The organism is Stieleria varia, assembly GCF_038443385.1.
GTDB classification, from domain to species: Bacteria; Planctomycetota; Planctomycetia; order Pirellulales; family Pirellulaceae; genus Stieleria; species Stieleria varia.
The window spans coordinates 3,509,843-3,533,481 of sequence record NZ_CP151726.1 but is presented as its reverse complement, the minus strand read 5'-3'; the positions used below and the strand labels follow the sequence as shown (position 1 = coordinate 3,533,481).

At 57.4% G+C, this 23,639-nt stretch carries 15 protein-coding genes; 3 read left to right on the top strand and 12 right to left on the bottom strand.

The window, feature by feature from the left end; all coding sequences use genetic code 11:
* Positions 1–9 precede the first annotated feature (9 nt).
* From queG to Pla52nx_RS11610, 8 genes are all read right to left on the bottom strand, one after another.
* Complete coding sequence (gene queG, locus Pla52nx_RS11645) at positions 10–1,047, bottom strand: tRNA epoxyqueuosine(34) reductase QueG (protein WP_146520191.1); 1,038 nt, start codon at positions 1,045–1,047, stop codon at positions 10–12.
* Positions 1,031–2,887: a prenyltransferase/squalene oxidase repeat-containing protein gene (locus Pla52nx_RS11640; protein WP_231741997.1), complete on the bottom strand. Its 1,857-nt coding sequence runs from the start codon at positions 2,885–2,887 to the stop codon at positions 1,031–1,033. Before Pla52nx_RS11640 ends, queG begins: the two co-directional genes overlap by 17 nt.
* Entirely contained in the window at positions 2,884–3,312 is a 429-nt protein-coding gene (locus Pla52nx_RS11635; protein ID WP_146520192.1) for an ExbD/TolR family protein, read from the bottom strand. Before Pla52nx_RS11635 ends, Pla52nx_RS11640 begins: the two co-directional genes overlap by 4 nt.
* 43 nt (positions 3,313–3,355) lie before the next feature.
* The gene (locus Pla52nx_RS11630; protein WP_390620386.1) at positions 3,356–4,342 is read right to left on the bottom strand and encodes a MotA/TolQ/ExbB proton channel family protein; all 987 of its coding nucleotides are present in this window, start codon (positions 4,340–4,342) and stop codon (positions 3,356–3,358) included.
* 170 nt (positions 4,343–4,512) lie between these two features.
* Positions 4,513–6,471, bottom strand: a complete 1,959-nt coding sequence (locus tag Pla52nx_RS11625; RefSeq protein ID WP_146520193.1) for a tetratricopeptide repeat protein — start codon at positions 6,469–6,471, stop codon at positions 4,513–4,515.
* A gap of 201 nt (positions 6,472–6,672) precedes the next feature.
* Positions 6,673–7,734: a peptidase gene (locus tag Pla52nx_RS11620; RefSeq protein WP_146520194.1), complete on the bottom strand. Its 1,062-nt coding sequence runs from the start codon at positions 7,732–7,734 to the stop codon at positions 6,673–6,675.
* A 337-nt stretch (positions 7,735–8,071) separates the two neighbouring features.
* Entirely contained in the window at positions 8,072–9,568 is a 1,497-nt protein-coding gene (locus Pla52nx_RS11615) for a sulfatase family protein (protein ID WP_146520195.1), read from the bottom strand.
* 124 nt (positions 9,569–9,692) lie between these two features.
* Positions 9,693–10,907 carry a carboxypeptidase-like regulatory domain-containing protein gene (locus Pla52nx_RS11610; RefSeq protein ID WP_197454600.1) on the bottom strand — a complete coding sequence of 405 codons (1,215 nt, stop codon included), beginning with the start codon at positions 10,905–10,907 and terminating at the stop codon, positions 9,693–9,695.
* A 449-nt stretch (positions 10,908–11,356) separates the two neighbouring features.
* Between Pla52nx_RS11610 and Pla52nx_RS11605 the strand changes: the two genes are divergently transcribed.
* Positions 11,357–11,716: a hypothetical protein gene (locus Pla52nx_RS11605; RefSeq protein WP_146520196.1), complete on the top strand. Its 360-nt coding sequence runs from the start codon at positions 11,357–11,359 to the stop codon at positions 11,714–11,716.
* Between the two features lie 160 nt (positions 11,717–11,876).
* The gene (locus Pla52nx_RS11600) at positions 11,877–12,656 is read left to right on the top strand and encodes a hypothetical protein (protein WP_146520197.1); all 780 of its coding nucleotides are present in this window, start codon (positions 11,877–11,879) and stop codon (positions 12,654–12,656) included.
* A gap of 307 nt (positions 12,657–12,963) precedes the next feature.
* Here the strand turns inward: Pla52nx_RS11600 and amrS are convergent, their stop codons facing one another.
* Genes amrS through Pla52nx_RS11580 form a run of 4 tightly spaced genes read right to left on the bottom strand, consistent with a single transcriptional unit; the run spans position 12,964 to position 22,010 of the window.
* Positions 12,964–16,098 (bottom strand): AmmeMemoRadiSam system radical SAM enzyme, encoded by a 3,135-nt coding sequence (gene amrS, locus Pla52nx_RS11595; protein ID WP_146520198.1) that lies wholly within the window; start codon positions 16,096–16,098, stop codon positions 12,964–12,966.
* Positions 16,099–16,137: 39 nt separating this feature from the next.
* The gene (locus Pla52nx_RS11590) at positions 16,138–17,646 is read right to left on the bottom strand and encodes a tetratricopeptide repeat protein (protein ID WP_146520199.1); all 1,509 of its coding nucleotides are present in this window, start codon (positions 17,644–17,646) and stop codon (positions 16,138–16,140) included.
* Positions 17,646–19,439 carry an exosortase U gene (gene xrtU / locus Pla52nx_RS11585; protein WP_146520200.1) on the bottom strand — a complete coding sequence of 598 codons (1,794 nt, stop codon included), beginning with the start codon at positions 19,437–19,439 and terminating at the stop codon, positions 17,646–17,648. The genes Pla52nx_RS11590 and xrtU overlap by 1 nt, the downstream gene beginning before the upstream one ends.
* 45 nt (positions 19,440–19,484) lie before the next feature.
* Positions 19,485–22,010: a polysaccharide biosynthesis tyrosine autokinase gene (locus Pla52nx_RS11580; RefSeq protein WP_342190385.1), complete on the bottom strand. Its 2,526-nt coding sequence runs from the start codon at positions 22,008–22,010 to the stop codon at positions 19,485–19,487.
* 569 nt (positions 22,011–22,579) lie between these two features.
* On the opposite strand from Pla52nx_RS11580, the gene Pla52nx_RS11575 reads away from it, so the two are divergent.
* A complete protein-coding gene (locus Pla52nx_RS11575) occupies positions 22,580–23,575 on the top strand; it encodes an SDR family oxidoreductase (RefSeq protein WP_146520202.1) in 996 nt (331 codons plus the stop codon).
* Positions 23,576–23,639: the final 64 nt, after the last annotated feature.

Below are 23,639 nucleotides of genomic sequence, written 5' to 3'. Positions count from 1 at the left end.
TAGCATGACCTACGGGAACTGGTTTGCGACGATCTGCTCGATCGCCCACTGGCAGGCTTCTTGGACGATCTCATCCGGTTCATCGGCTGCCGTCCGTAAGGCACTGAGCGAGGCGGCGTCACCTTGGTTGCCCAAAACGATCGCTGCATTGCGCATCATGCCTCGGCGTCGGGTTCGCCAAAACGGGGTCTTGCGGAATCGGTGGCGGAATGTTTCCTCATTCATCGTCAACAGTTCGTGTGGATCAATCAGCGAAAGCGGTATTGCATTGCGATCAGTCGAAACGCGACTTGGTTTTCGATTCCATGGACAGACCTCCTGACACACATCGCATCCGAACAACCAGTCACCGATCCCTGATCGCAGTTCCATCGGGATGCTGCCTCGATGCTCGATCGTTAGATAGCTGATGCATCGCGAAGCATCCAGGACTCCGGGCTGCGGAAACGCGTCGGTCGGACAGGCGTCCAAGCAAGCGGTGCAGGTTCCGCAGTGCGACGACTGGTGCGGCGAGTCCGTTGGCAATTCCACATCGGTCAACACGCAAGCGAGGAAGAAGTAACTGCCCAGTTGTTTGTTGAGCAACAGGGTGTTCTTGCCCCGCCAGCCAAGTCCGGCCAACTGTGCTACTTCGCGTTCCATCAACGGCGCGGTGTCCACGACGCCGCGGGCCATCGACTGGGGAACTCGATCAACGATCAATCGACAGATCTGCTTGAGCTTGGGATGGATCACATCGTGGTAATCCAAGCCCGGCCAACTGTAGCGCGCCACCTTTGCTTGCCGGGGTGTCTCAGGCGGTGTGCCCGCGTCGGGCGGATAGGGGAACGCGAGGGCGATGATGGATTTCGTTCCCGTCAGCACGCCGTCGGGATGATGATAGGCATCCAGGCGATCGGCGAAGTATTGCATGCCAGCCGCGTAACCGCTTTCGATCCACTGAGTCAGGTGGTGAAAGCCGGTGCTTTGGACCGCGGGCGCGAACCCCGTGGCGATGAAACCGAGCTGCGTGGCCAACGAACGAATCTCGCTATTCAATTCGTCCATCAGTGCGTGAATCGCGTGGTTGCTGAGTGATGCGGTTCTGGTTGGTTCGCACGGCGTGCCGATAGTAAGATTCTAAACACAGTGTGGCCATCGATGTCGAATAGATGCTGCCGCCATAGCCTGCCCACACGCCGTTGGTCGGCCAGTCACCGTCACGTCGTTGGGTCGCCAGCAGCCGATCCTGTAACGCGGCATTCCACTGTTGCCATGCGGAATCCTGCAGCTGATGCAACGCCAGCGTGGCATAGTACCAATAGTAATAGTTGTCTCTGCCCTTGCCCGGCAATTCCTGCAACAAATACCGTTCTGCTTCGTCGACTTGATCTTGAGGGACGTGGTTCCCGATCATCAACCGCGTCGCCAGAGCTTCCGCCGTCATCGTGCGACTGACCGCCTCTCCGGGACGATACGATGCCAGACCACCGCGGCCGGCTTGCACGCTTTTCAGAAATCGTTCCAGCCCCGCGACCGATTGGGGACGCACACTGATGCCTGCTCGAACGCCAGCGTCCAGCACCATGGCTTGCCAACCGAGCTGACTGAGGTCACCCGGGTCGCCGGCGGTGTATCGCCATCCGCCCGTGGTCGGGTGCTGCATACGCATTGAATAGCCGATCGCACGCCGGGAGGCTTCGATTGCCGATGGATCTTTCGTCAACGCGGCCGCTTCGCACAACGCCAACGCGGCCATCGAGTGGCAATAGCTGCCGGCGTAGATCGTTGCATTGCCGCTGAGCGAACCGTCGGCTTTTTGGTTCTGGATCAAATAAGCCAATCCACGAAACACATTGTCGGCATACTCGCCGTCATGATGCGTGTGACCCGCGCCCATCAAGGCCAACAAAGCCAACCCGGTGATCCCGGTTTCGCATTTCGTTCCCGCACCGGCTCGCGACTCGCCCAACGGCTTTCGTTCGACTCCGGCACCGGTGGATGTTGGATCCCAAGCACCGTCGATCCGCTGAGCGGAGGTCAAGTAACGCAGCGCGGCCTTCACAGCTGCTTCTGTCTCCATGCTGCCGCCGGTCAACTGCAAGGCGAGGTTCTTGGCTGCGCCTGTACGATTGGCGAAGTCCGACTCGAGTGCACCGGGAACGAGTGCGGCGGGTGCCGGATGCTGGATCGATTGTTGGATGGGCTTCGTCGGTTCGATCGTGTCCTTGGGTTGATCGCCGGCGAACTGCGATGGCGATGGCGGCATGTCCTGTCCCGGGTCGACCGCAGGCAGCGGCGTGGAGGCAACGGCGCTTTCCGCCAGCTCCATCTGCGTCGCCAACAGGTCCTCTAGAGCTTGATCGATCTCGGATTCCAACGCCGGTGACACCAACGGCTGCTCGGCGTTTGAGTCCGTCGGCTGCAAGCTCTCAGGCATGGAATCTTGTGCGAGCGTTTCCCCGCTGTCGGGCACTGTGTCCAAGTCCGTCAGGGTTTCTTCGACGGGCGAATCAGGTTCCGTGAGCGACTCGGCGGTTTCTTGGGACAGCAGGTCCGTCAGTTCAGCCACGGGCAGAGGGGCGAGCTCCGATTGAGCGTCATCACCGGCGACGTCGGCCACGTTCAGTTCAGGATCGAACGCGGAGAACGACACCGCGTCCACTCCCACGTCTCCTTCGGGGTCCACCGACGCCGAGCCACCTTGATCACCCGACAGCATGGGCACCAGAAACAACAGGGCTGCGTGCAGCAGGATGGATAGGATCAAGCAGATCACGCCGGCGCCGCGACCGGAGCGTTCTTGTCGTCGAAAGAGCCAGATGGTGGCAACCAACAACGCCACCGCCAGCACAGCGACGGTGTATACCAGACGAGGATCGGCCCAGATTTGGTCCAAACCGCTCAACGTCGCATTCCTCCGCCCGGCTCAACACGTGCAGCCAGCCCGAGTTTCTCCACACCGGTACTTCGCACCACGTGCAGAACTTCGGCGACCTGCTGAAAAGAACTGGCTCCGTCGCCTCGGACGGCGACTTTCAATCCCGGGTAGGCGGCGTGCTGTTGTTGCAGTGTCGCCGCCAGTTGCTCCATCGTCACGAGTTGACCATCGAGCGTGATTTCACCCTCACGTGTGACTTCGACCACTCGCTCATCGGGCTCGCGCGCCAGACTCTGCATCTGTCCCACCGACGGCACTGTCACATCGATGCGGCTTTCTGATTCACTGAATTTGGTACCGACCATGAAAAAGATCACCAGCAGGAACACCACATCGATCATGGGCGTCAGGTTGATCGAGATTTCTTCGCTGCTGCGGTGTCGTGTGGACATCTTGAGTTTGCCGGGTTAGCCATTTCGGTGTGATACGATTTGATCAAGCAGCCCGGCGCTTGCGTGCTTTGCCGCCGCCGTCTTCCAAACTCTCTGCGGAGATGCAATCGACAACTCGCTGACAGAGCTTTTCGATTTCGCCGAGGTAACGGTCTGACTTGCTGCTGAAATACATGTACGCGAGATACGCTGGGATCGCGACCATTAAACCGCCTGCTGTGGTCATCAATGCCGTGCTGATCCCGGAAGCCAGCATGTCGGGACGACCGAGCGATTGGCTGTCACTGATCACCTCAAACGCTTGGATCATGCCGATCACGGTACCGAGCAGCCCCAGCAGTGGAGCGACATTGCTGATCGCATGAAAGACTCGCAGGAATCGTTTCAGGCTATCCGAAACACGATCGCCGGCATCCATCACCGCTTGCTCGATCTCAAACATGGGGCGTCCCCAGCGACGAAGCGCCGCGCGGAAGACTTCGGAGACCGGGCAATCAAATTCTTTGCACAACTCCGTGGCTTCCTCGTAGCTCAACTGGCCGTCTTCCACACACTCGGTGAAGCGACGCACGAAGGGGCGAGGAATGACGCGGCCTCTGCGCAGCGAAATCATTCTTTCCAACGACAACGCGAATACGATCAACGAACAGACTCCCAGAGGCAGCATCAGCCAACCGCCGCTGGCCAGCTTTTGCACAAAGCTCGGCATGCGAGACATCCAGCTCGCACCGGCGTCAGCTTCATCGGTCGTTGCTGCCTCGGTCGCTTCGCCACCCAGGGTGTCCGTCGCGGTTGTGGGTGCTGCGGGAATCGACGATTGATATTGATCTCGTGCGGCTTGGCGAAACGCGGGCTGACTCTGCGCAGGCTGCATCCCGCCAAAGTTTTGGCCGTTCTGAAAATTGTTGTTTTGAAAGCCGCCGTTGTTTTGCGGAAATCGCTGCGGGTACTGCGCATTGGCATCGGGCAACGACATCATCACCCAAATCATCCCCAGACCGAGCGCGGCCAGTGGCAACAAAAAGGACATCAGGCCTCGCCATCCGGCGACAGGCAGCGGACGCTCCGAGGCGCGACGTTGGGCGGTTGCCATGCCCCGGCAGTCATCTGCCATGCCCCGGCAGTCATCTGCCATGCCCCGGCGGTGCGACGAAATCGGTGCATCGTGTGTCAGATTCGCCGGTGTGGGATCGTTCATCATCATCGAAGAGATCGGTTGCTAGCGTTTTCGTCGGGAGCAATGGATGCCAGCCGCTGGCGTCCCATGGCTGCGTGTCGGCTCGTGGGGAATCTGCCGATAAGATCTCCGTAGCAAATCGCGGCTTCGCGTGTCCGCCCCAATTGTTCAAATGCTTGACCGGCCTGGACCAACGCAGGAGCGATCCACTGACCATCCGGATCGATACCTTCCACCAGTCGGTAGGCACTGATCGCATCGGCGAATCGATGTTGCAGCAAAAAGGACTCGCCGATCATCCATTGGGCCCGCCCTCTCAAATCGCTTGTGGATTGGCCGCTGCGTACAACGCGTTCAAAATGGCCGCGTGCGGCGTCAAAATCCACGCGACGAATGGCCAATTCGGCGTCAAGCATGTCGACCAAAACCACGCGTGACTCATCTTCTTGGGCCGCTTGGCGGGCCGCGTCGATCCTCGCTTGAGCTTCCGCGGAGGTGCCAAAGGAAGACGTCGTTTCGGCACAACGGAGCAAGGTGGCAAAATCGTTGGCGTCACGTTGATCAACCAAGTGTGTCCACCAAGCGGTTGCTATCTTTCGTCGCCCACTCTGCATCAACGCTTCGGCGAACAACCGTTCCACCGCCACCGTTCGACTGTCCTGCCCCGTTTCCGGCGAAAGATCCTCTGCGGCCAAAGCCAGGATCATCCAGCGTTCGTTTCGTCCCAACCACCGGCAAACGGCTTCCGTGGCGTTTGCCGACGCCGGTTGATCGCTGGCACCGGACGCCAGCACCATCGTCGCGTACTGCTCCGCTTCGGCCATGCGATCGCTGTCACGATACAGACTCAGCAGATCCGATACGACTTGTCCACTTCGTTCGCGCGATGCAAGCTCGGCGCCCAAGGTTTCGATGAGGGTTTGGTCGGCGGCGAAATCCTGGCCGCTGCTGTCACTTTGCTCTCCCATTAACCACATGCCCAACGCCAACGTTGCTGGCGCGAGTTGCTGCTGTTGTTTGTCCGTCGACTGTCGAAACCAATTCCGAATCGGTTCGGCGACGCCTTGGATCGCGGTCACCCGTTGATCGGAGTCTGTCGCGCTGAACACTCCGGCAGCAACTTGAGCGAGCAACTCGCTGACGCTAGCACTCTCGGGCCATCGACGCAACAAATCGGATGAGACTTCGCTGGCCAAATCCAGCTTGCCAGCCATGCGAAGACAGTGTGCACGCATCGCCACGGCTTGCGCCACATCGGCATGATCGGGGTGATTGCTGGTAAACGCATCAAGCAACTCGGCCGCGTCTTCGCAACGATCGGTCTGCATCGCGACGGACCAAGCGAGGCCCAGTTCGCAGGCTGCGCGGTCGGTTTGGATCTCAGCGTCGGTCGAGTATTCGATCAAAGCTCGATAGGCGGATTCCGCGATGGACGCTTGGCCGTTGGACAAGGCAGCCCAGCCGGTTTTGGAGCACGATTTTCGAGCCAGTGTTCGAAACTGTTGCGGCGCGGAGTCCCCCATTTCCAGGATTTGTGCAAAGGCGTTCGCGGCCGTCGTCCATTGCCCGGTCTTCAAAGCCGCGTTGCCTGCCGCGATTCGGATCACGGAAATGCTCTGTGGCGCGACATTCTGAGCCGCGGGTCGATCCAGAGCGGCCAATGCACGCTGGTGCAACACCACCGCCGCTTCGATCTTCCCCGCCGCCTCCAGCGCCCGAGCGGCGAGGGCAAGTTCGAGGGAAGGGTCCGTGTCCGTGCTTTGTGGATCGGCCACGCAAGCATCATCCAGTTGGATCAACATCTCAGCCGCCGCTTCGACTTCGCCCGTTTGGAGTAATTGGCGAGCGGAAGCGATACTGGCAACGGGGTTGGCATCGGGCGGTTCCGCGGCGATCAGCCGACCGGGCAAAAGATGAGCGATGCCCAACGCGAAAACCGCGAGGACCGGCGTTAAATTGATGAACCGCTGAAACAATCGCAAGTCAATGATCCGTGACGAGGAATGACCGACTGTTCCATAACGAATTCCACCCGCTGATCGCAAGCGAATCCCAAAACCGGGTTGCTAGCCTTTCGTACGTCAGGCTTTCTAGCCTGACATGCTCCTGATTTACCCAGGGTAGGTCAGGCTAGAAAGCCTGACGTACGTGCCGTGTAGGTCAGGCTGGAAAGCCTGACGTACTTAGACCTTGCGTAGTTTCGTGACTCTGCCGCCTGCCACGTATTCGCTAACGAAAATGTTTCCATCACGATCGAAACACGCATCGTGTGGATGGACGAACAGGCCGGCAACCCACTCTGGGCGTTTTCCGCGGAGGTTCTGCTTGCGATCCATCACTCGTTTTTCCCATTCGTCGTCGTGCCCCAGTTTGGCAACGATTTCGTTGTCTTTGTTCAACACGGTAACGCTCGCGCCGATGTCCGCGACGATCAACCAGTCACCTTGCACGTCGATGTCCGCGGGCTTGACAAAGCCGCCAACGGATTTCAAGTGCGTGCCGTCCATCGCAAACCATTGCAGCCGCTGATTCGCCCGATCCGCCACCACCAGTTTCGGCGTGCCATCACGGTCATCCAACCACTGCCCGTGCGGCGTATTGAACTTGCCGTCTTGGTTGCCAAGTCCGCCCATCGCTCGAACAAAGCTGTCGTGCTTGTCATACTCAAAGACGTAGCTGCTGCCGTAGCCGTCACCGAGGTAGTAGCCACCATCGGGTCGAAAACTGCTGTTCGTGGGACGATATCGGCTGAGCTTCAGACCGCTGTCCTTCTCCAAATCCGACTTGCCCTTTTGCCAGACAATTTCCCCACCCAACGTCATCTTGGTGAACGCCATCGATGCGTGGTCAGGTGAGAGATACAGGAACTCTCCGTCATCTTCCGTGCGAATGTCGATGCCGTGTCCAGCGGCTTCCTCCTTCACCCGGTGTTGCGAAGCCAACTCGCGGACGAAACGACCGGCTTGGTCAAAAACAAAGATCGAGCCGGGAGCTCCGTGATGACTGACGTACAGTTGCCCCATCGAATCAAGTGCCACACCATTGGATGTCCATCCGTATTGATGCTGGGCAGGTAACGAGTCCAGCCCCCAATCGTGGAGACACTCATACGTGTGCTCTCCATCGCCTACGATCACGGCACCGCTGCCGGATTTGTTCTGGGCGTACAAAATGGTGGGGACCAACAAAGATCCCAACGCGAGCTGTTTGGTAAACTGTCGACGCGGTGTCTTTTTGTCGTTCATCTCTCGATGGCCTGTAGATGTTTTCCGGTCAGTCAGAACACCATGATACACGCGGCGGACAGCGAGCGTGGGTGATGTTGCGACGGCAGTCCAGCAATGCGCCTAGTGCTTCGTCCAGTCTTAGAACGCGGGTTCGATCAATGAGCCGTTTTGGCGTTAGCCACGGTTTTCGCGACTCAACCGTGGCTATCGCCAAAACGGCTAACCCCAAAATCAAGTCTGGACGATGCACTAGCCCAAATTCTGGGAAATGCAGATTGCTTTTCATAACCCGACGCGTAAGCAAGGAATTTACCGAGTATCCCTCGCTTACGCGTCGGGTTATGAATAATCCGGGCTAGTGCTTGGCGAGCTCCAGCAATTGCGACCGGATCTTTGGATTCTCTGCGTGGGGGTCCTTGAATTGTTCTGCGTACTGCAGGATGGCTTGGGCGAATTCCTTTGCGGCGGGATGATGAGGTGACGCCGCCAGTTGGTTGATCAGTTCGTCTGGATCATCCTGCAAGTCGAACAGCCAAGGCGTGTCGGCCACGCTGACAACCAGTTTGTAGCGGTCACTGACCGCAGCGATCCAGCCTGCAGCAGGCCCCGCGCTTCGTAGAAAAGTGATGTCGTGCCAATCGTCGACAGACTTGCCCGTCAGCAGCTTGGATGCATCACGTCCTTGAACACCTTGCCCTGCTGGCTTGCCCATCAGCGTCATGACGGTTGGCAAAAAATCGACGGTCCCCAAGGCTTCGTCCACGACCGTGCCAGCCGGGATGATCTTCGGCGCGGCGATGATCATCGGTATCTTGGCACTGCCCTCGTACGGGTTCCCCTTGTTGAGACGCCCGTGCTCGTAACAAAGGTCGCCGTGGTCGGAGGTGAACACCACCATCGTATGATCGGTCAGATCCAGCTCATCCAATGTCGCCAAGAGTCGAGCGACATTGTCATCGATACAGCGGACCATGCCAAAGTAGAGCGCCATCTGCTGTGTCTGAAACGTCTTGATCGCATTGCGGCCGGATGCATCAGCCCATTTCGGATTCTCTGCCGCCCGATCAAAAGTCATTGGTGGGTGAATCGGCAAGTCTTGGTACATGGTGTCGTAGGGAGGACGCACTGTGTTGGGACCGTGCGGATCTGGCAAACTCAAGTGAAAACAAAAGGGCTGCTGTGCGTGCTGTCGTACAAAATCGATCGCCCGATCGGTCAGCCAGTCCGTGCTGAATGTCTTTTTATCCGCGCCGGCCAAGTCGTAGTTTGGCGAACCCGACTTGCTGCGACCTCCGACCCGCGGACCGTCATCGGTGAGCTCAAACTTTTTCCAGTGTCCGCGGTTGAACATGAATCGATTGTCGGCAAATCCGAACTGCCGCTCGGGCGCCCATTGAGGTTTACCGGGTCCATCCAAGTGCCATTTACCTGCGTATCCTGTTTTGTAACCCGCGTCAGTAAGCATGGCGGCAAAGGTCTTGATATCGCTGCGCATGGGGCGATCGTTCTGCCAACTGTTGGTGTCTTGTGGGTAGTGCCCGGTAAAGAACGACGCGCGTGAGGGCGTGCAGACCGGACTGGTGGCATAGAAAGAAGTACAAATCGCCCCGCGTTTGGCAATCGAGTCGATCGCAGGCGTTTCGACGATCGCCTTTGGACCCCACACGAATGCCTGCTCCTTGGGCAGCGTATCACGATAGCACCCCAATGTTCGAAAATTGTGCTCATCCGTTTGAATGATCAACAAGTTGACGGGTGGCTCAGCGGCAGAGATCGAAGTCCGATGCAGCATCGCAATCGAAGTCGCCACCAAGATTGAGGTCAGGAGCAAGCTGTTGGTAGAACGATTCATAGCGGTCGATGGAAAGGAAGAGTGAATAAAAAAAGCCCAGTACGATAATGTACCGGGCTTTCGTTACTAGGATTTCGCTTGAATCAAAGGATGTTTCGCATCCAGGATGATCGGGACGATGTGATCAGGGAACGATCGGGCTTGGAGGCGTCGCGACGATCACTCCGTCGTCATCCGAGGTCGTTGCCGCGATGACCGCACCGATGCCAGCCAATCCAGCGAGGGCTGGCAAACCGCCGCCACCACCGAATCCGCCACCGCCGCCGCCGCCGTATCCTCCGCCACCGCCACCGTATCCACTGTAGCCACCGTAACCGGGGGCGTAACCAGCACCTGGATCGCCGACTGGAACGTCTGCCAGCGGTACTTCGCTCATGATCGTTTCGCCGACAACGCTTTCAGAAATGATCTCTTCGCTGATGATCACTTCTTGAACACAAGACGTGATTTGAGGGCATGGGGCAACTTGAACGGCAATCGCGTTGCAGCAGCAGTGTTTGCCAAACTTGGCAACCAATCGCTCGCCCGATGCGGTCTGAACCTTCACTGTTTCGATTTCCGATTCGTCGACCAGCTCAAAACCAACCAGCCCCAAGCCATCCGGTCCGACTGCCATCAGCGAGTAATTACCAGCGTCCAAACCATCGATGCGGAACTCACCGGAGGGTGAAGTCACGGCACGAAAGATTTCGACGCCGTCTTTGATGATGAACACGTTTGTCAAAGCACAACCGTCCAGGCGTCCTTGTGCGACACCGGCACGATAGAGACGTCCGGTCAAACCACCGTCGGTCTGAGCAATACGGAACGTGTCTGCGTCGTCCGATGGCTCGACGGTGGCAAGTGCAGCCATGTCAGCAGTGTCAAAAACGACGTTTGTCTTTACGTTCGGAGGCAGGTAGCGAATGATCGCACTGTTGACCGAAGTGTAGTCCACGTTCGCAGCGGCAATCTGTGCTTCGTTTGGCAGCGACAGGCTATTCGGTGCGTCGCTTGGCAGAACGTGCATCGCACAGCATGCGAAAACGAAATCTGCACGGGCCGTCAACGCGTAAACACCGGCTTCCACGTTCTTGAACTCGAACTGGCCTTGGTCATCCGTCTTGGCAACCGAGCGAATGACTTGTCCGTCTCGTCCCACCATGACAACCTGAGCGTTCGCAACGGCCTTGGCGACGCCGCCTTCCGCAGGAACGATGATTTTCCCACGAACCGTGCCCGAATCATCTCGCTGGACCCACTGACGTACCGTCAGTTGATTGAGACGAACATCGTCAGCGGCTTGCGCGGGAACAAGCATCGCGAGGGCAAAACCGAAACAACAAAGCGTGCGAATCATGGGAGTGTTTTCCTGTACAACCGATCTAGAATGCCCAGGCCCATTATCTTGCCAAGAACATCTGAAGTGGTCTTATAGTAGGTACGCAACCGCCACGCTGCAAGCGTTTCTGGTTTGCTAACAAATAAAATCGGGACAAGCTGCCCTCGAGCAGCACCCGTCCAGGGGCACGACACACCCCAAACGGGCCGTCTGGCAGCATTTTCACGTCCATCGGGGCTCATCTGGACACCCGATGTCTCTGCGGAAAACAGCCAGAATGGACAGAACTTCTGAGGTTTTTCCCTCAAAAGATGCTCCACATCAAGTATCGATTTGCGGCTACGATCCCATGAGCAGAACCCCAGTGAGATCGTTTGTGCCGATTGGGGAACCCGAACGCTGGCTGTACATTTTTTCGCTGGTGGACTCGTTTTCACTCCGCCAAGCTCCGGCCGTCGCTATTTCTGATGAATAATCCCTACGCACCATCGGCGAGCACAGAACCCCAGCAAGGAGTATTCGCCGATCACGCCGAGCGACTCCACGGGGGCTTGTTGCATCGCGAAATCCAGTTCACAAAGCCATTTGCGGGCAACTTGGTTTACGACGGAAAGTGGTTCACGCAGACGATCCGAATTGACGGGCGGCTGCTGTGGTGGCGAGTCAGTTGGAAATCGATCCATCCGATCGCCGAGTTTCAGATTCCCCCGCCAATCATTGCTGGCGGAGCCCAAGGTCGAATCGAGATCGATTTTTCTCGCGCCCTGCTCATCATGCGGTTTCGAATCTGGATCAATGATCAGTTGGTCTACGACGAACTGAACTGACCCATCGCAGGTCGGATCGCAGCAATGTTTTTTCGGGCATGCGATAAATTTTGCCGAATCAATGTGGATCTACACGATCGGAGTTTCGTATCACCGGCCACCGTGAAGGAATCACGCTTACGCAAGGTCACGGAATTGCTGACGCAAGGAAACGGATTTGATGGCTGCTAAAACAATCGTAGACCCAGCCCTGAGAGAAGGCCTGGGGGAAGCCCTGAGGGATTCACTGAACATGCCGACTCAAGAGCACCGCCAGCACAACGGCTCTGGACGCAACGGCTCTGGAAGTGGCTTTCGCACCGGCATCTTGATTGCCTTGTCCGCGATGCTGGGAGTCGTGGCCATCATCCAGACGGGATGTTTGGGCATGTACGCCAATCTGGCTCATGCGGTAGGTGCCGACATGGCACCCGCTGCCTACGAGGGACTGAAGGGCTGTAAAGTCGCCGTGGTCACGCTGACGGACAGCAGCCCCTACTCCAACGATGTCTCTGCTCGGATTCTCAGTCGCAACGTCAGCATGATGTTGACCGACAAAGTCAAGAAGATTGAATTGGTCCGTGAAGAAGAAATCGCGGAGTATCGCGATGAGCACGGATGGGACGCGATCGATTTTCAATCCATCGGATCAGCCGTGGGAGCCGAGAAGGTTGTTGCGATCGAACTGACGAACTTGAAACTACGCGATGGAAAGACACTTTACCGCGGTCGCTGTGACGTACACCTGACGGTGCTGGACGCCGAAACGGGCAAGGTCGAGTTTGAACGCGACATCGAGGAGTTCACGTACCCGGTCAATTCGGGTCAATACACCAGCGAGACGACCGAAGTGAAATTCCGCAAGCTCTACTTGGGTATCGTGGCGAAGCAGATCGCAAAGAATTTCTTTGCCTATGATCCACACGAGGATTTCGCGATGGACACGATCATCGCTCGCTAGATTTCGGTTGTGCCTCTTTACTTTGGACAACAAACTCAAGCGAGGCCCCTGCCGTTTGGCACATCAGCACCCTCCTGCACCGGTGGAGGTGCCACGCATCAGTCACCTCCACCAAGGAACTTGGGGGGAGGTCGAGCAGAGCCGTTTAGGCGAATGCGAGGGAGACGGCTCGCGCGCCGCTTGAACACATCAATGCGTATTGCCCAGCGTAGGCCCCCTCTCGGATCTTGCTTCGCTCGATCCGACCTCCCCCGGCTGCGCCGGTGGAGGTGACAGCGAATTTGTGTTCGCCCACGAACCGGACCGCCTACAACAAGACACCCGCGTAGCCGACGACGCGTTGCGGGTCGCCGCCGTATTGAGCGCTGGTTGCGTAGGCGATTTCATCGTACGCCGGTGTGATTCCCAGATGCCGCAGCGTCAACAGCACCAGGGCCGCTGGAACTTGCCCGCACATGCTGATGTTTTCTGCTTCGCACACATCCAACAACGCTTTGGCATCTCCCGTACGCAACGCGTCGAGGGCCATGCGATCACGAGTTCGATTCTCGATCTCGTCCGCGTAGTGATTCATGTCGCTGCTGATGACCAGCAACGGCGGCGAAGCCTGCGACTTCATCCAAGCCGCTAGCGACACCGCGAGATCTTGCAGTTGCTCCCACGTGGCACTTCGCATCGCGATCGCGGTAACGCGTGTTTGTGGCGCCAATCGATACAGGATCGGCAATTGGATTTCGATCCCGTGCTCGCCGCGGTGAGCGGCAGAGTCCAACTCCAATCCCTCATGACAGGCAGCCAAACTGGTTGCCATTTCCTCGTTCCCCTCCAACGCCGCGTCGCCCGAAAGCTGCCATCGAGTGTACGGTGCCACGGCCCAGTCGACCCCATCACCGGTGTGCTTGGGGCTGATGATCAAGACGTCTCGCGGCAATTCAATCCGTCGCCAGGTATCAGCGGCGATCTCACCACTGAACCGCAATCCCGCGTGTGGCACCATCGCTGCATTGACCGTTCGCTTGGCAACCGGAGGCAGCCCACTGATCAACGCATCGACTTCGGCGTCCCGCTGCGCGTCGGCGCCACTGTAGAAACGATCGGCGACCGCTGGTGGGCGGACCGTGAACTGGGACATCGCAGCGATTCCCAGCGAGGTCCCCAGTGCGGGGACGTTGCTGTCACAATGAAGCGAGTAGAGCTGGGTGGTTCCTGCATCAAATCGCTCGGCAGCCAGCACCTTTGCCAAAGTCTGCTCCGGGGGCGATTCCCGGTCGAACCTAACGGACCATCGTCGTCCATCGGTCGCGACGATGGCTCGACACTGCGGATCGATCCCGCGCAAGTCAGCCGTTTTCGCATCGCCGTGATGGATGGGACCGGTCAACACAGCCAGAGCGACCTCCGCAGACTCCTCGGGAGACGTCGAATCGTTTGCAGATGATCTTGCGCCGCGGAGTGTTTGCTGGAGAGATGCTTGCATGGCAATCGTGTCACGAAGACTCAGCTGCAGCCAACTGCTGGATGACTCGGCTTGTCGGATCCGCAACATGTAGCCATTCACGTTCACTTCATCGACACGGTCGGCGAGTGCTGTGGCGGGTGATCCTAACGCATCCGGGCTCTTGGACGCTTGCGCGACAGCATTCGAGATCCAACGCGTCACTGTGGAAAGGGCGGCTGGCGAGACGGCTTGGCGTTCCGCTGATTGCAACTTGTCTCTTGCGGACTGGCCAAGCGTCTCAGGCAATTGAAACGGTCCTCCGAAATAGATTCCGTCAAACAGCATCAACTCCGCTTGATCGCTTCGCCAAGTCCCCGCCGGCAAACCTGCCTTTCGACACACGGCGTCCAGAAACTGCTTGGCATTCCAACCCTGTTCGATCGCAACGACCGGCAGCAGCAGGCCTGAGTTTTGCCCGATACGGATCCTCAAGCCGTGTTGTCCAATCTTGACTTGGTCGACACGGTCGTCACCACGAGCAGAGATGGGCCGGGGAGGCCCGAGGATGGAAACCGAAAGCGTCAGGTACGGCAGTTCGGAAGCGGAGATGGCCGACATCCTGGGGTCACGTGTGGTTCGGGCCGCAGAGTCTGCCAGCGCATCGCCAAGCGACATTTCTGCGCCCAGCATTCCGCAGCAACCACGCAGCGTTTCACCTCGCTTGAGCGTCACATACACGCCATGAATCATGCGAGAGGCAAGCTCTGGCAGGACGGACAGAGGCGGATCGGAGTCTTCGCCGAGGACCGACGTGGCGACGAAGTGACACGCGGCGGCGTGGATAGCGTCTTGCTCTGCGTCTGACCAGTGGATGATGTCGGTAGGATTTGTTTGGCTCATGCGAACTTCATTCGGAACGACGGGTAGTGTGCGCGATTGGATCTTGACTCTCTGGCGACGCTGCCCCCAGGTGCCGGGCGTTGCCTCAAAGCGACCGGGGATCACGCATTGGCATGCTTGGCATCGGTTGCCTTGCATCGCGTAGTGTCCCAGTTGATGCCAGTCTCGTTGGATCAGCAAAGCGCCGCACCCATGACAATAAGTACTTTGTCGCTCCACGTCATGGACATTGCCGACGTAGACATATCGCAGCCCCGACTGACGTGCCAAGTCATAAGCGGCGATCAATGTCTCGTGAGACGTTCGAGGTTGATTCTGTAAGCGAAAGTCGGGGTGAAAAGCGGTGAAGTGGATCGGTACATCCGTGCCGATCGTGGAAACCAACCAATCGCACATGCGTCGCCACTCATCCGGATCGTCGTTGTTGTTGGGGATGATTAGATTTGTCAGCTCGACCCAGCAATCCGTTTCATTGCACGCGTATGCGATGGTGTCCAAGACTGGCTGCAAGTGCGATCCGGTCACGCGGTAGTAGAACGACTCACTGAAGGCCTTGAGATCGATGTTGGCCGCGTCCATGGCGGCAAAGAACTCAGGTCTCGCCTGCTGGGAAAGGTACCCTGCGGTGACTGCGACCGAATGGATCCCGCGATCTCGGCACGCAGTTGCGGTGTCGATCGCGTACTCGGCCCAGATGATCGGATCGTTGTACGTGAACGCAACACTTCGGCATCCGGTATCGGCGGCCGTCTGGGCGATCTCGTCCGGCATCGCGTGGTCACTCAGCCTGGCGACTTCACGGCTCTTGGAGATGTCCCAGTTTTGGCAAAACTTGCAACCGAGATTGCATCCCGCGGTGCCGAAACTCAGCACGGGGGTACCGGGCAAAAAATGATTGAGTGGTTTCTTCTCGATCGGATCGATGCAAAAACCGGTGCTTTTTCCGTAGGTATCCAGCACCATCTTTCCATCGACATTCTGTCGAACGAAACAGAACCCGCGATCACCGTCCTTGAGATGACACTCCCGAGGGCAAAGGCGACAGACGATCCGACCGTCTGATTCGATTTCGTACCATTTGGTGGGCGTGATAGCGGCCGTCATGTGGCAACCTTGGATGGGCAACCGCAAGTCGAGATGCGATCACTCAGGGTCAGATTCTTGAGGCGTTTGCTTGGCAGCAGCGCGGTGTTGATTGGCCAGCACCTTGTCTCCGACTCGATCATAACACACCGCCAGCATTTCGTGCGCCTTGGTTGCCAGCGACGGTGCCGCCAGGGTGCGTTCCAAGTCGGGAATCGCCGCCATGAAGCTACCCATGCGGTAAAGAATTTGTCCGCGTGTTTCGTAAAAGTGCGGCGTGGGTTGAGGGGTCTGTTCGATGGCCGCATTGGAGAGCTTGAGCGCCTTATCTAAGTCGGGATCCTTTTGCAAAGCCATGGCGACGGCCAAGTTGTTCAGCACCGCGCTGCTTTGCGGCATCATCTCTCTTGCCAAATCCAGATGCAGCATCGCGTTGGCAATGTCATCGCTCATCAATGCGGAGGTGCCTTTGATGAAGTGCGCGATACCTGGCGATTTTCCGTCCACCAGCGAGGCCAGCAGTCCGTCGCGGATCTCGGCGATCGAAGGTTCGTCGTCGTTGAGCGTCCCCAGAACTTGGTCAGCAACCAACGTGACGACGCGTGGGTTGTTCGGCGCGTAGTTCAACGCGGCTCGCAACATCTTCAAGATTCGCACGCGTTCTTGGACCGTTGCGTTGGGTGCCTCTTCGATGAACGCGATCCAAGCCACGATGGCGTCGCCCATGGCTTGGCTGAGCAGATTCTTTTCCGCCGGAGTCTTTGCCACTTTGATTGCCGAATCCAACGTACGAACTGCGTCACCGTAGCGTTTCAGAAAGAGCTGATTCTGCGCAACCGCCAGAGCCAGCGTGGAGTTGGTCGGATCGTCGTTCGACATCTTGTTGACATCTTCCAACGCACGCTCGGCAAGAACATCCGCGCCGTCAAAGTCACCAAGTTTTCGAGAGAGCGCCGCAGCCTGCAAGGCGCGCATGGGGTCTGTCTGAGAAAGTTTTTTTAGCACCGGAATCGCGGACGAGAATTTTTCGCTGGCGATCAAGTACTCCGCGTACAACCGCAACACTTTGAGATTTTCACGTTCTTGTTGAGTGATCAACTCCAGGATCTGCCCAAACTCTTCCCGTCGCTCGGACGTCAAGCTGCCCCACTGTTTGCCGATGAAGTCTTTCTCAAGGAGCCATTTGGCCGCGTCGAGATGCCGACGTTCTAACGCCAAATATCGCAAGATCTCCTTCGCTTCCTCCACATGCGACTGAGCATCTCGGACAACTGCCAGCCGATACAGCAAGTCCCCGTTGTTGGGATCGGCGTCGAGTTGCCTACGGATGACCACTTCCGCGGTCGAATAGTCGTCCATGTCAAAAGCGACGGCGAGCTGATTGTTCAGCAGCCGATTTCGCCACCCGGCACCACCGGTCATCGCAATGGTGCCCACGATGGCCATGACGAGCATCAGCAAGATCGCAGGGATGGCTTTGGGCGCATCACGCCACGGGACAGCCAAGAGCCATGCGCGAAAAAACTCAACAAGCCATCTGGCCCACTGCAACGGATTGACGAATTCCATCAGAGGGTCTCTCCAAGATGATTCAAAGTCCTGGCGGCCACTTGGCCTTCATCGCCGGAATAGTGGCTCGCGTTTGCCGCGATCGCTTCGGCGAACGTCGCTCGGGCGGCGACAAAGTCGTCTTCTAACTCTTGCAAATTCTTGGCCGTCAGCTTGCGAGGCGAGGTGACCCACATCTGCAGCATGATCACTTCGTCCTGATTCCAAACGCCCGATCCGTCGATCCGATTCCAAATGCGATGGGTAAACGCGGAGAGACTAGAGGGAGCCGGGATCAGAGCACCGTCGCTACCGATTCCGGCAAACAACAGGTACCCGAACTGCCCCGGATCCTTTTTGAACCTCGCAACCACGTAGGGCACCTCTATCGCCTGGGGACTCTTTGACGAGACGCCCAAGGATTCCATTTCGCCAGCAGACTTGATGTTTCGATTGATCAACATCCAGTCCAAGCGTTCATAGCAATCGCACAGTTCATGCCATCCTTTGTGAGGCTGGCTGAGCACGAACTGTGCTTTGACATCCCCCGTTTCACACTCCCAAACATCCGAGTTGGCTCCCAATCGCGGATCTTCGTAGCCGCGATTGGGCGTGTGACTGACGACCCGGAGTGCATGCAACGATGGGTCCAGCATCTTGGGATCAGGGTCAAAGACCAACGACTCATTGCTGAACAAAATGTCCTTGGGCTTGCTGGAACGAAGCACCTGAACGGCCGAGCCGATCGCAATGAGTCCAATCAAGCAGGCAAACCCGATCTTTGCCACCGGACTGCCGGACAAACGGTTGGCCCATAGAAATGCCGCAGACGCCTGATCGCGTCGCGTCGCATCCTGGATCGCGTCTCGATTGATCTGTGGGTCTGCGACCACCTCGACATCCGTACGAACAGCAAAAAAGTTCCAGGCAGAGATCAGCGGATTGAACTCACTCTCGGGCTGAACAATGTGCAATAGCGTGACCAAGAGATGGTCAAAGGACAGCAAAAACAACCCCGCGATGATCAACGCTAGATAGCCGATCATGTCGTGCGACCAACCAGCTGTCATGTCGATCTGGAACCAAGCGATCCCCAAAGCAACGACCGTGACGCGGATCACGTTGGCCAGTACCGCCAGCAAACAAGCAATCAACAGGTAAACGGGAAACAGCCAGACAGGACGTCGGCGGAACGCGAGCAATACACACGCGAGAAATCCGAGCGTGAACACAGACTGGATCCCGCTGCATGCCTCGGCAACAAACAACTCGCGATCGGCAAGCTGGATCACGCGATTGCTGACGGTGTGTGGTACGGCAGACGCATCGAGCATGACGCTGGACAGCCAAGTGGTGATGTCCTGCAGTTTCTGAGTCAGCAAGACGTCGGCACGGGGCAACTGAATGAACGTCAGCAGAGGCAAACCACACACCAGCAGCGACGTGTCCTCGTGCCCCCTCATCGCGTGCAGACAACACAACGCGATCAGGACAAACCCTACGGCAGCAAACCAGGGAAACTGAATCACTGCCGAGCCCGCGATCAGCACACAAGCGATCGAAATGACACCCCAACTGAACCATGATCGTGGCGGATAGAATCGACCGTCAAAGCGGTTGTAAACCAGCCAACCGGTTGCCAGCAGTGCAAACGGAAAGTACCGATATCGATCATGTGCCCACATGTCGATCATGTACGGAATCAACAACGGAACCGAGGCAAGAAACAGCAATGCCCAAAAATACATCCAGCGTTTGGATGCGGAATCTTTTTCGCCGGCAGCCGTTTCAATGGTCGGCTGAATCGTAGCCATGGTCGAATCGATGGGTTGGTGGAACTTGACTCAGTCGCGTAAAAATCAGTTGTCTGCGGAATCGCCACTCGATCCCGCAACTTCTAAACTAGCAGGTGCCGCCTTTCCGATCGGCTTGCTCGACACCGCTTTTCCGCTCACTACGGTCGAACGACGCAGGGAGGGGCCGTCCGAAACGGCAACGCTGGTGCGTCCGTTGGCAACAGGACCTGAGCCGCGAGAGTAATAGCGGCTGGCGTATTTGCCGTGTCGATAATAGCCGTATCCACGGTAACCGTCGCTCTGCCCAGTTTCGTCCGAATTGTTGATGACGACCCCGAGAATATTCGCGCCAACGGCGGACAGAATATTGACTGCTTCCTTGGCATTGGGCTTGCTCCGGCGACGAACCCTCAGGGTCAGCACCACCGTGTCCGCCATGCTGGCAGCGATACTCGGGTCGGTCACGACCAACAGCGGAGGCGTGTCCAAGATGATGTAGTCATACTGCTCACGAAGCAAATCGAGCAGTTCGTTCATCACCGGCAACGAAAGAGCCTCTGCGGGATTGTTCGGAATAGGACCGCACGGCATCACGTACAACTTGGGCAGCGGCGTGGGATGGGCGGCGTCCGCCGGATCGCACTCGCCGTTGAGCACATTGGTGAGCCCCAATTTGTCGGCACTATTAAAATTGTCTGTCAACTGCGGACGCCTAAGATCGCAGTCGATCGCCAGCACACGTTTTCCGCTCTGAGCGATCGAGCAAGCCAAGTTGCTGGCGATCGTGCTTTTTCCGTCACCTGGCAAGGGGCTGGTGATCTGGATCACGCGCCCGCGGCTTTCATTCCCGGCGTCAAAGAACACGGCGGTTCGGAAAGAACGAATCGCTTCGGAAACCATGGACGAGGGTTGATGAACCACGATCATGTCGTTGCTCAAGTCCTGATAGGGGTCCAACTCTCCTTTCTTTGTCTTGCGCGATTTTCCACGAAAGAACGGGATGTGCGAAAGGACCGGTACGCCAAGCATGGCTGTGATTTCTTCCTGATCTCGGAACGTATTGGCGTTCTTTTCCAGCAACAAGGCCAGTCCGCTACCCAGCAGCAGCCCCAACAGAGTCCCGGCACCCACCGTTTGCAGCAGCACGGGACCGACGATGTATGCCGGCGTCGGTTTGGTCAACTCGATCACTCGCGTCACGCTCTCTTCTTCGGTCAACGAGGCACGCGCGATCGTTTCCTTCAGTTCCTGCATCAACGTGCGATTTTGATCCAACTCGCGCACCATCTGTTCGTGTTCTTGCTCATAACGCGCCAGCTTCACCGCTTCTCGTTTCTCCGTCGCCAATTGATCCTCGAGATCAGCGATCTGCTGAGTGATCGATTTGACATCCGAGCGCGTTGATGTCAACAACGCGATGACTGTTTCACTGGCCTGCTGGATCGGATCGTCAAACGCTGCCGAGGACTCTTCACGCAACTGGGTGATCCGGGCGGCTTCGCTGCGCACCAAGCGAGACAACTCGCTTTTCATCGTTGCGATCTGCGAATCATAAATTTTGACCGAGGGGTGATTGATCCCGTATTCCCTGGCATTCTTGTCACGTTCGATCAACAGAGGAACGAGTTTCTTTTCCAGATCGATTGACGCGAGTTCTTCGTCGCCATCGAGTGCTTGGTTGACCTGACTCGCCTGAGTCGGGGCGAAGACTCTGACGCCCAAGACCTGTGCAAAAACGTTCAAGGCAACGCGAGGGTCCTTGGTCTGCTCCGCGATGTCCGTCATCGACGTCAAGATCGCATTGTTTTCACTCAACGACTCCAGCAACTCGTTGCGTCGTTTCATCAGATACTGCTGCTGCATCCGGTGTGGATTGATCGCCTTGCCTTCGTCATCCCAGTCCAGCGGCGCATCGAGTTTAAACTCCGTCAACCGGCGTTCCAGATCGGTGATCTTGGGACTCAACTGCTTGATCATCACATCGATGTAGCGGATCACTTCGTTTCGAGAGCTTTTGTGTTTCTCGTTGTAGTAGTTCTGCAACGCTTCGCTGTATGCGTTAACAGCAGCGACACAGTGTTCTTTGTCACTGCTGTCGAAGTGCAGCAGGGTCACCAAAGACTGTGCCGAAAGAAGGTCCGTGACTTCCGGTTCCAGGATCAACTGATCTTGTGCGTCTGAAATGAACTGTTCCAGTTGCTCTCCGGGAGTCTCACCATAGAGTCGGTGGAACGGTTGCAAGTTAGTATTTGCAAAGGCCATCTTTGCCAGATCATCGCTGAAAAGCTCCGCCTGCAAGATCTCGATGTCGGGAACACCACCGATGAGTTCTCCTGACTGGGAGTTCATCAACGCGGGTCGGTCTGATTCGACCATCAAGCGTGTGGTGCTGCGATACGTCTCCTGCATGGTGACATAGAAACCGAATCCCACCGCTGCCAGAATCAGCGTGGGCAACAACACTGCCCAGCGGTATCGCCACAAGGCGGCCAGCAAGTTGATCCCGGTGTCTTCGACGATCGCACTCCGCTCGCGATTGGACGCCGGATGACGAGCGAGAGAGTTCGAAGGTGAGCTTTCAGCAATCATGTTCATTTGGGGGAGATCAGTCAGTGCCGCGTCCGAGGAAAGGACAGGACGGGTGAAGTTCGCTCATTGGGGGGCGATCCGGCCCAGAATCGATCTGGCCCAGAATCATTGTTTGACGAGCCGTCGACGAGAAAAAAGAGTCCCCGTGACGGCGAAAATTCGCCTCGCTCAGTTTATCGATGACTCTCGCGTGTGCACAGCATTTCCGGTCAGGGTGTCGATCAAAAAACCTTCCTGGTCAGCACAACTGAAACCATCCGCACAGGTTTACCCTCGGTCCGTTACGATGGAGACCGCAGCTCGCAGCCGAAAGGCCGATGACGAGGCCAGTGATGAAGCTACGGATGATGCCGGTCCGGTGGCCCGCGATCGTCACGATCGTCTCAGCGTTGGAGGATAGCCCTCGACCAAGGTACTTGACTTTATCGATTCCGCAGCCGCAGATTTAGCAAATACGGAGTGAATTGATTGGAAAATTGACATACCGAGACCGCTTCTGCGTCCCCAAGATGCAGAATTACTGACTTGAACCCTATTTCGTCTCCGCCAGCCCACGGGTCGTTCGCACGATGCCTCAGTCCTATTCTCTGCCCACCGAAACCACGGACGCCCTGCGGGGGGCTCGCTGCCTCGTGACCGGGGGTGCCGGATTCATCGGCTCCCATGTGGTCGATGCCCTGCTGGATTTGGGAGCCCAGGTCCGGGTTCTGGATAATCTGAGCACCGGATTTCGCTCCAACCTGGACCATCACGGTGACAACGGAAACCTCGAATGGCTGGAGGGCGACGCTTCACAATCCGACGTGGCAACCGACGCCGTCCGTGGGATCGACTTGGTCTTTCATTTGGCGGCGATGGCCAGCGTGCCACGCAGCATGCGAGAACCCGGGTTGTGCCACCAATGGTGTGCCACCAGCACGGTGAACTTACTGGATGCCGGCTCGCGGGCCGGCGTTCGACGATTCGTCTTGGCCAGCACCAGCGCCGCCTATGGGGACTCGCCGTTCGTCTCCAAACGCGAATCAGACCCCACGATGCCACTGTCCCCCTATGCGGCCGCAAAACTGTCAGCCGAACAATACATGCAGGCCTTCAGTCGCGGGTTTGATATTGAGACCGTCACGCTGCGGTATTTCAATGTGTTCGGCCCCCGCCAAGACCCGCAGAGCGAGTATAGCGCCGTGATCCCCAAATTTGTGTCGATGATTCTCTCCGGCGAGCGTCCGGTGATCTTTGGCGATGGTCAGCAGTCTCGAGATTTCGTGTTCGTCAAAGATGTCGCGAGGGCAAATCTGCTGGCCGCTACCGTCGGCGGCATCGACGGCGGAGTATTCAACATTGGGCGAGGCGAGCGAACCACCTTGCTCGAACTGCTGAGCACCCTGAGCGAAATCTTGGGCGAATCCATCGAGCCGATCCATCAGGCACCTCGTGCCGGCGACGTTCGCGATTCGCTGGCCGACATCAATCAAGCAAGAACGCGATTGCAGTTCGACCCCAGCGTTTCGATGACCGACGGCTTGCGTCGCAGCGTCGACTACTATCGCAGCCTGATCACTGCTTAAGCCGATATCGTTTCTCTCCCTAACATTTCGCTGCGTCGACGCCTCAGACTTGAACGCCGCGTCG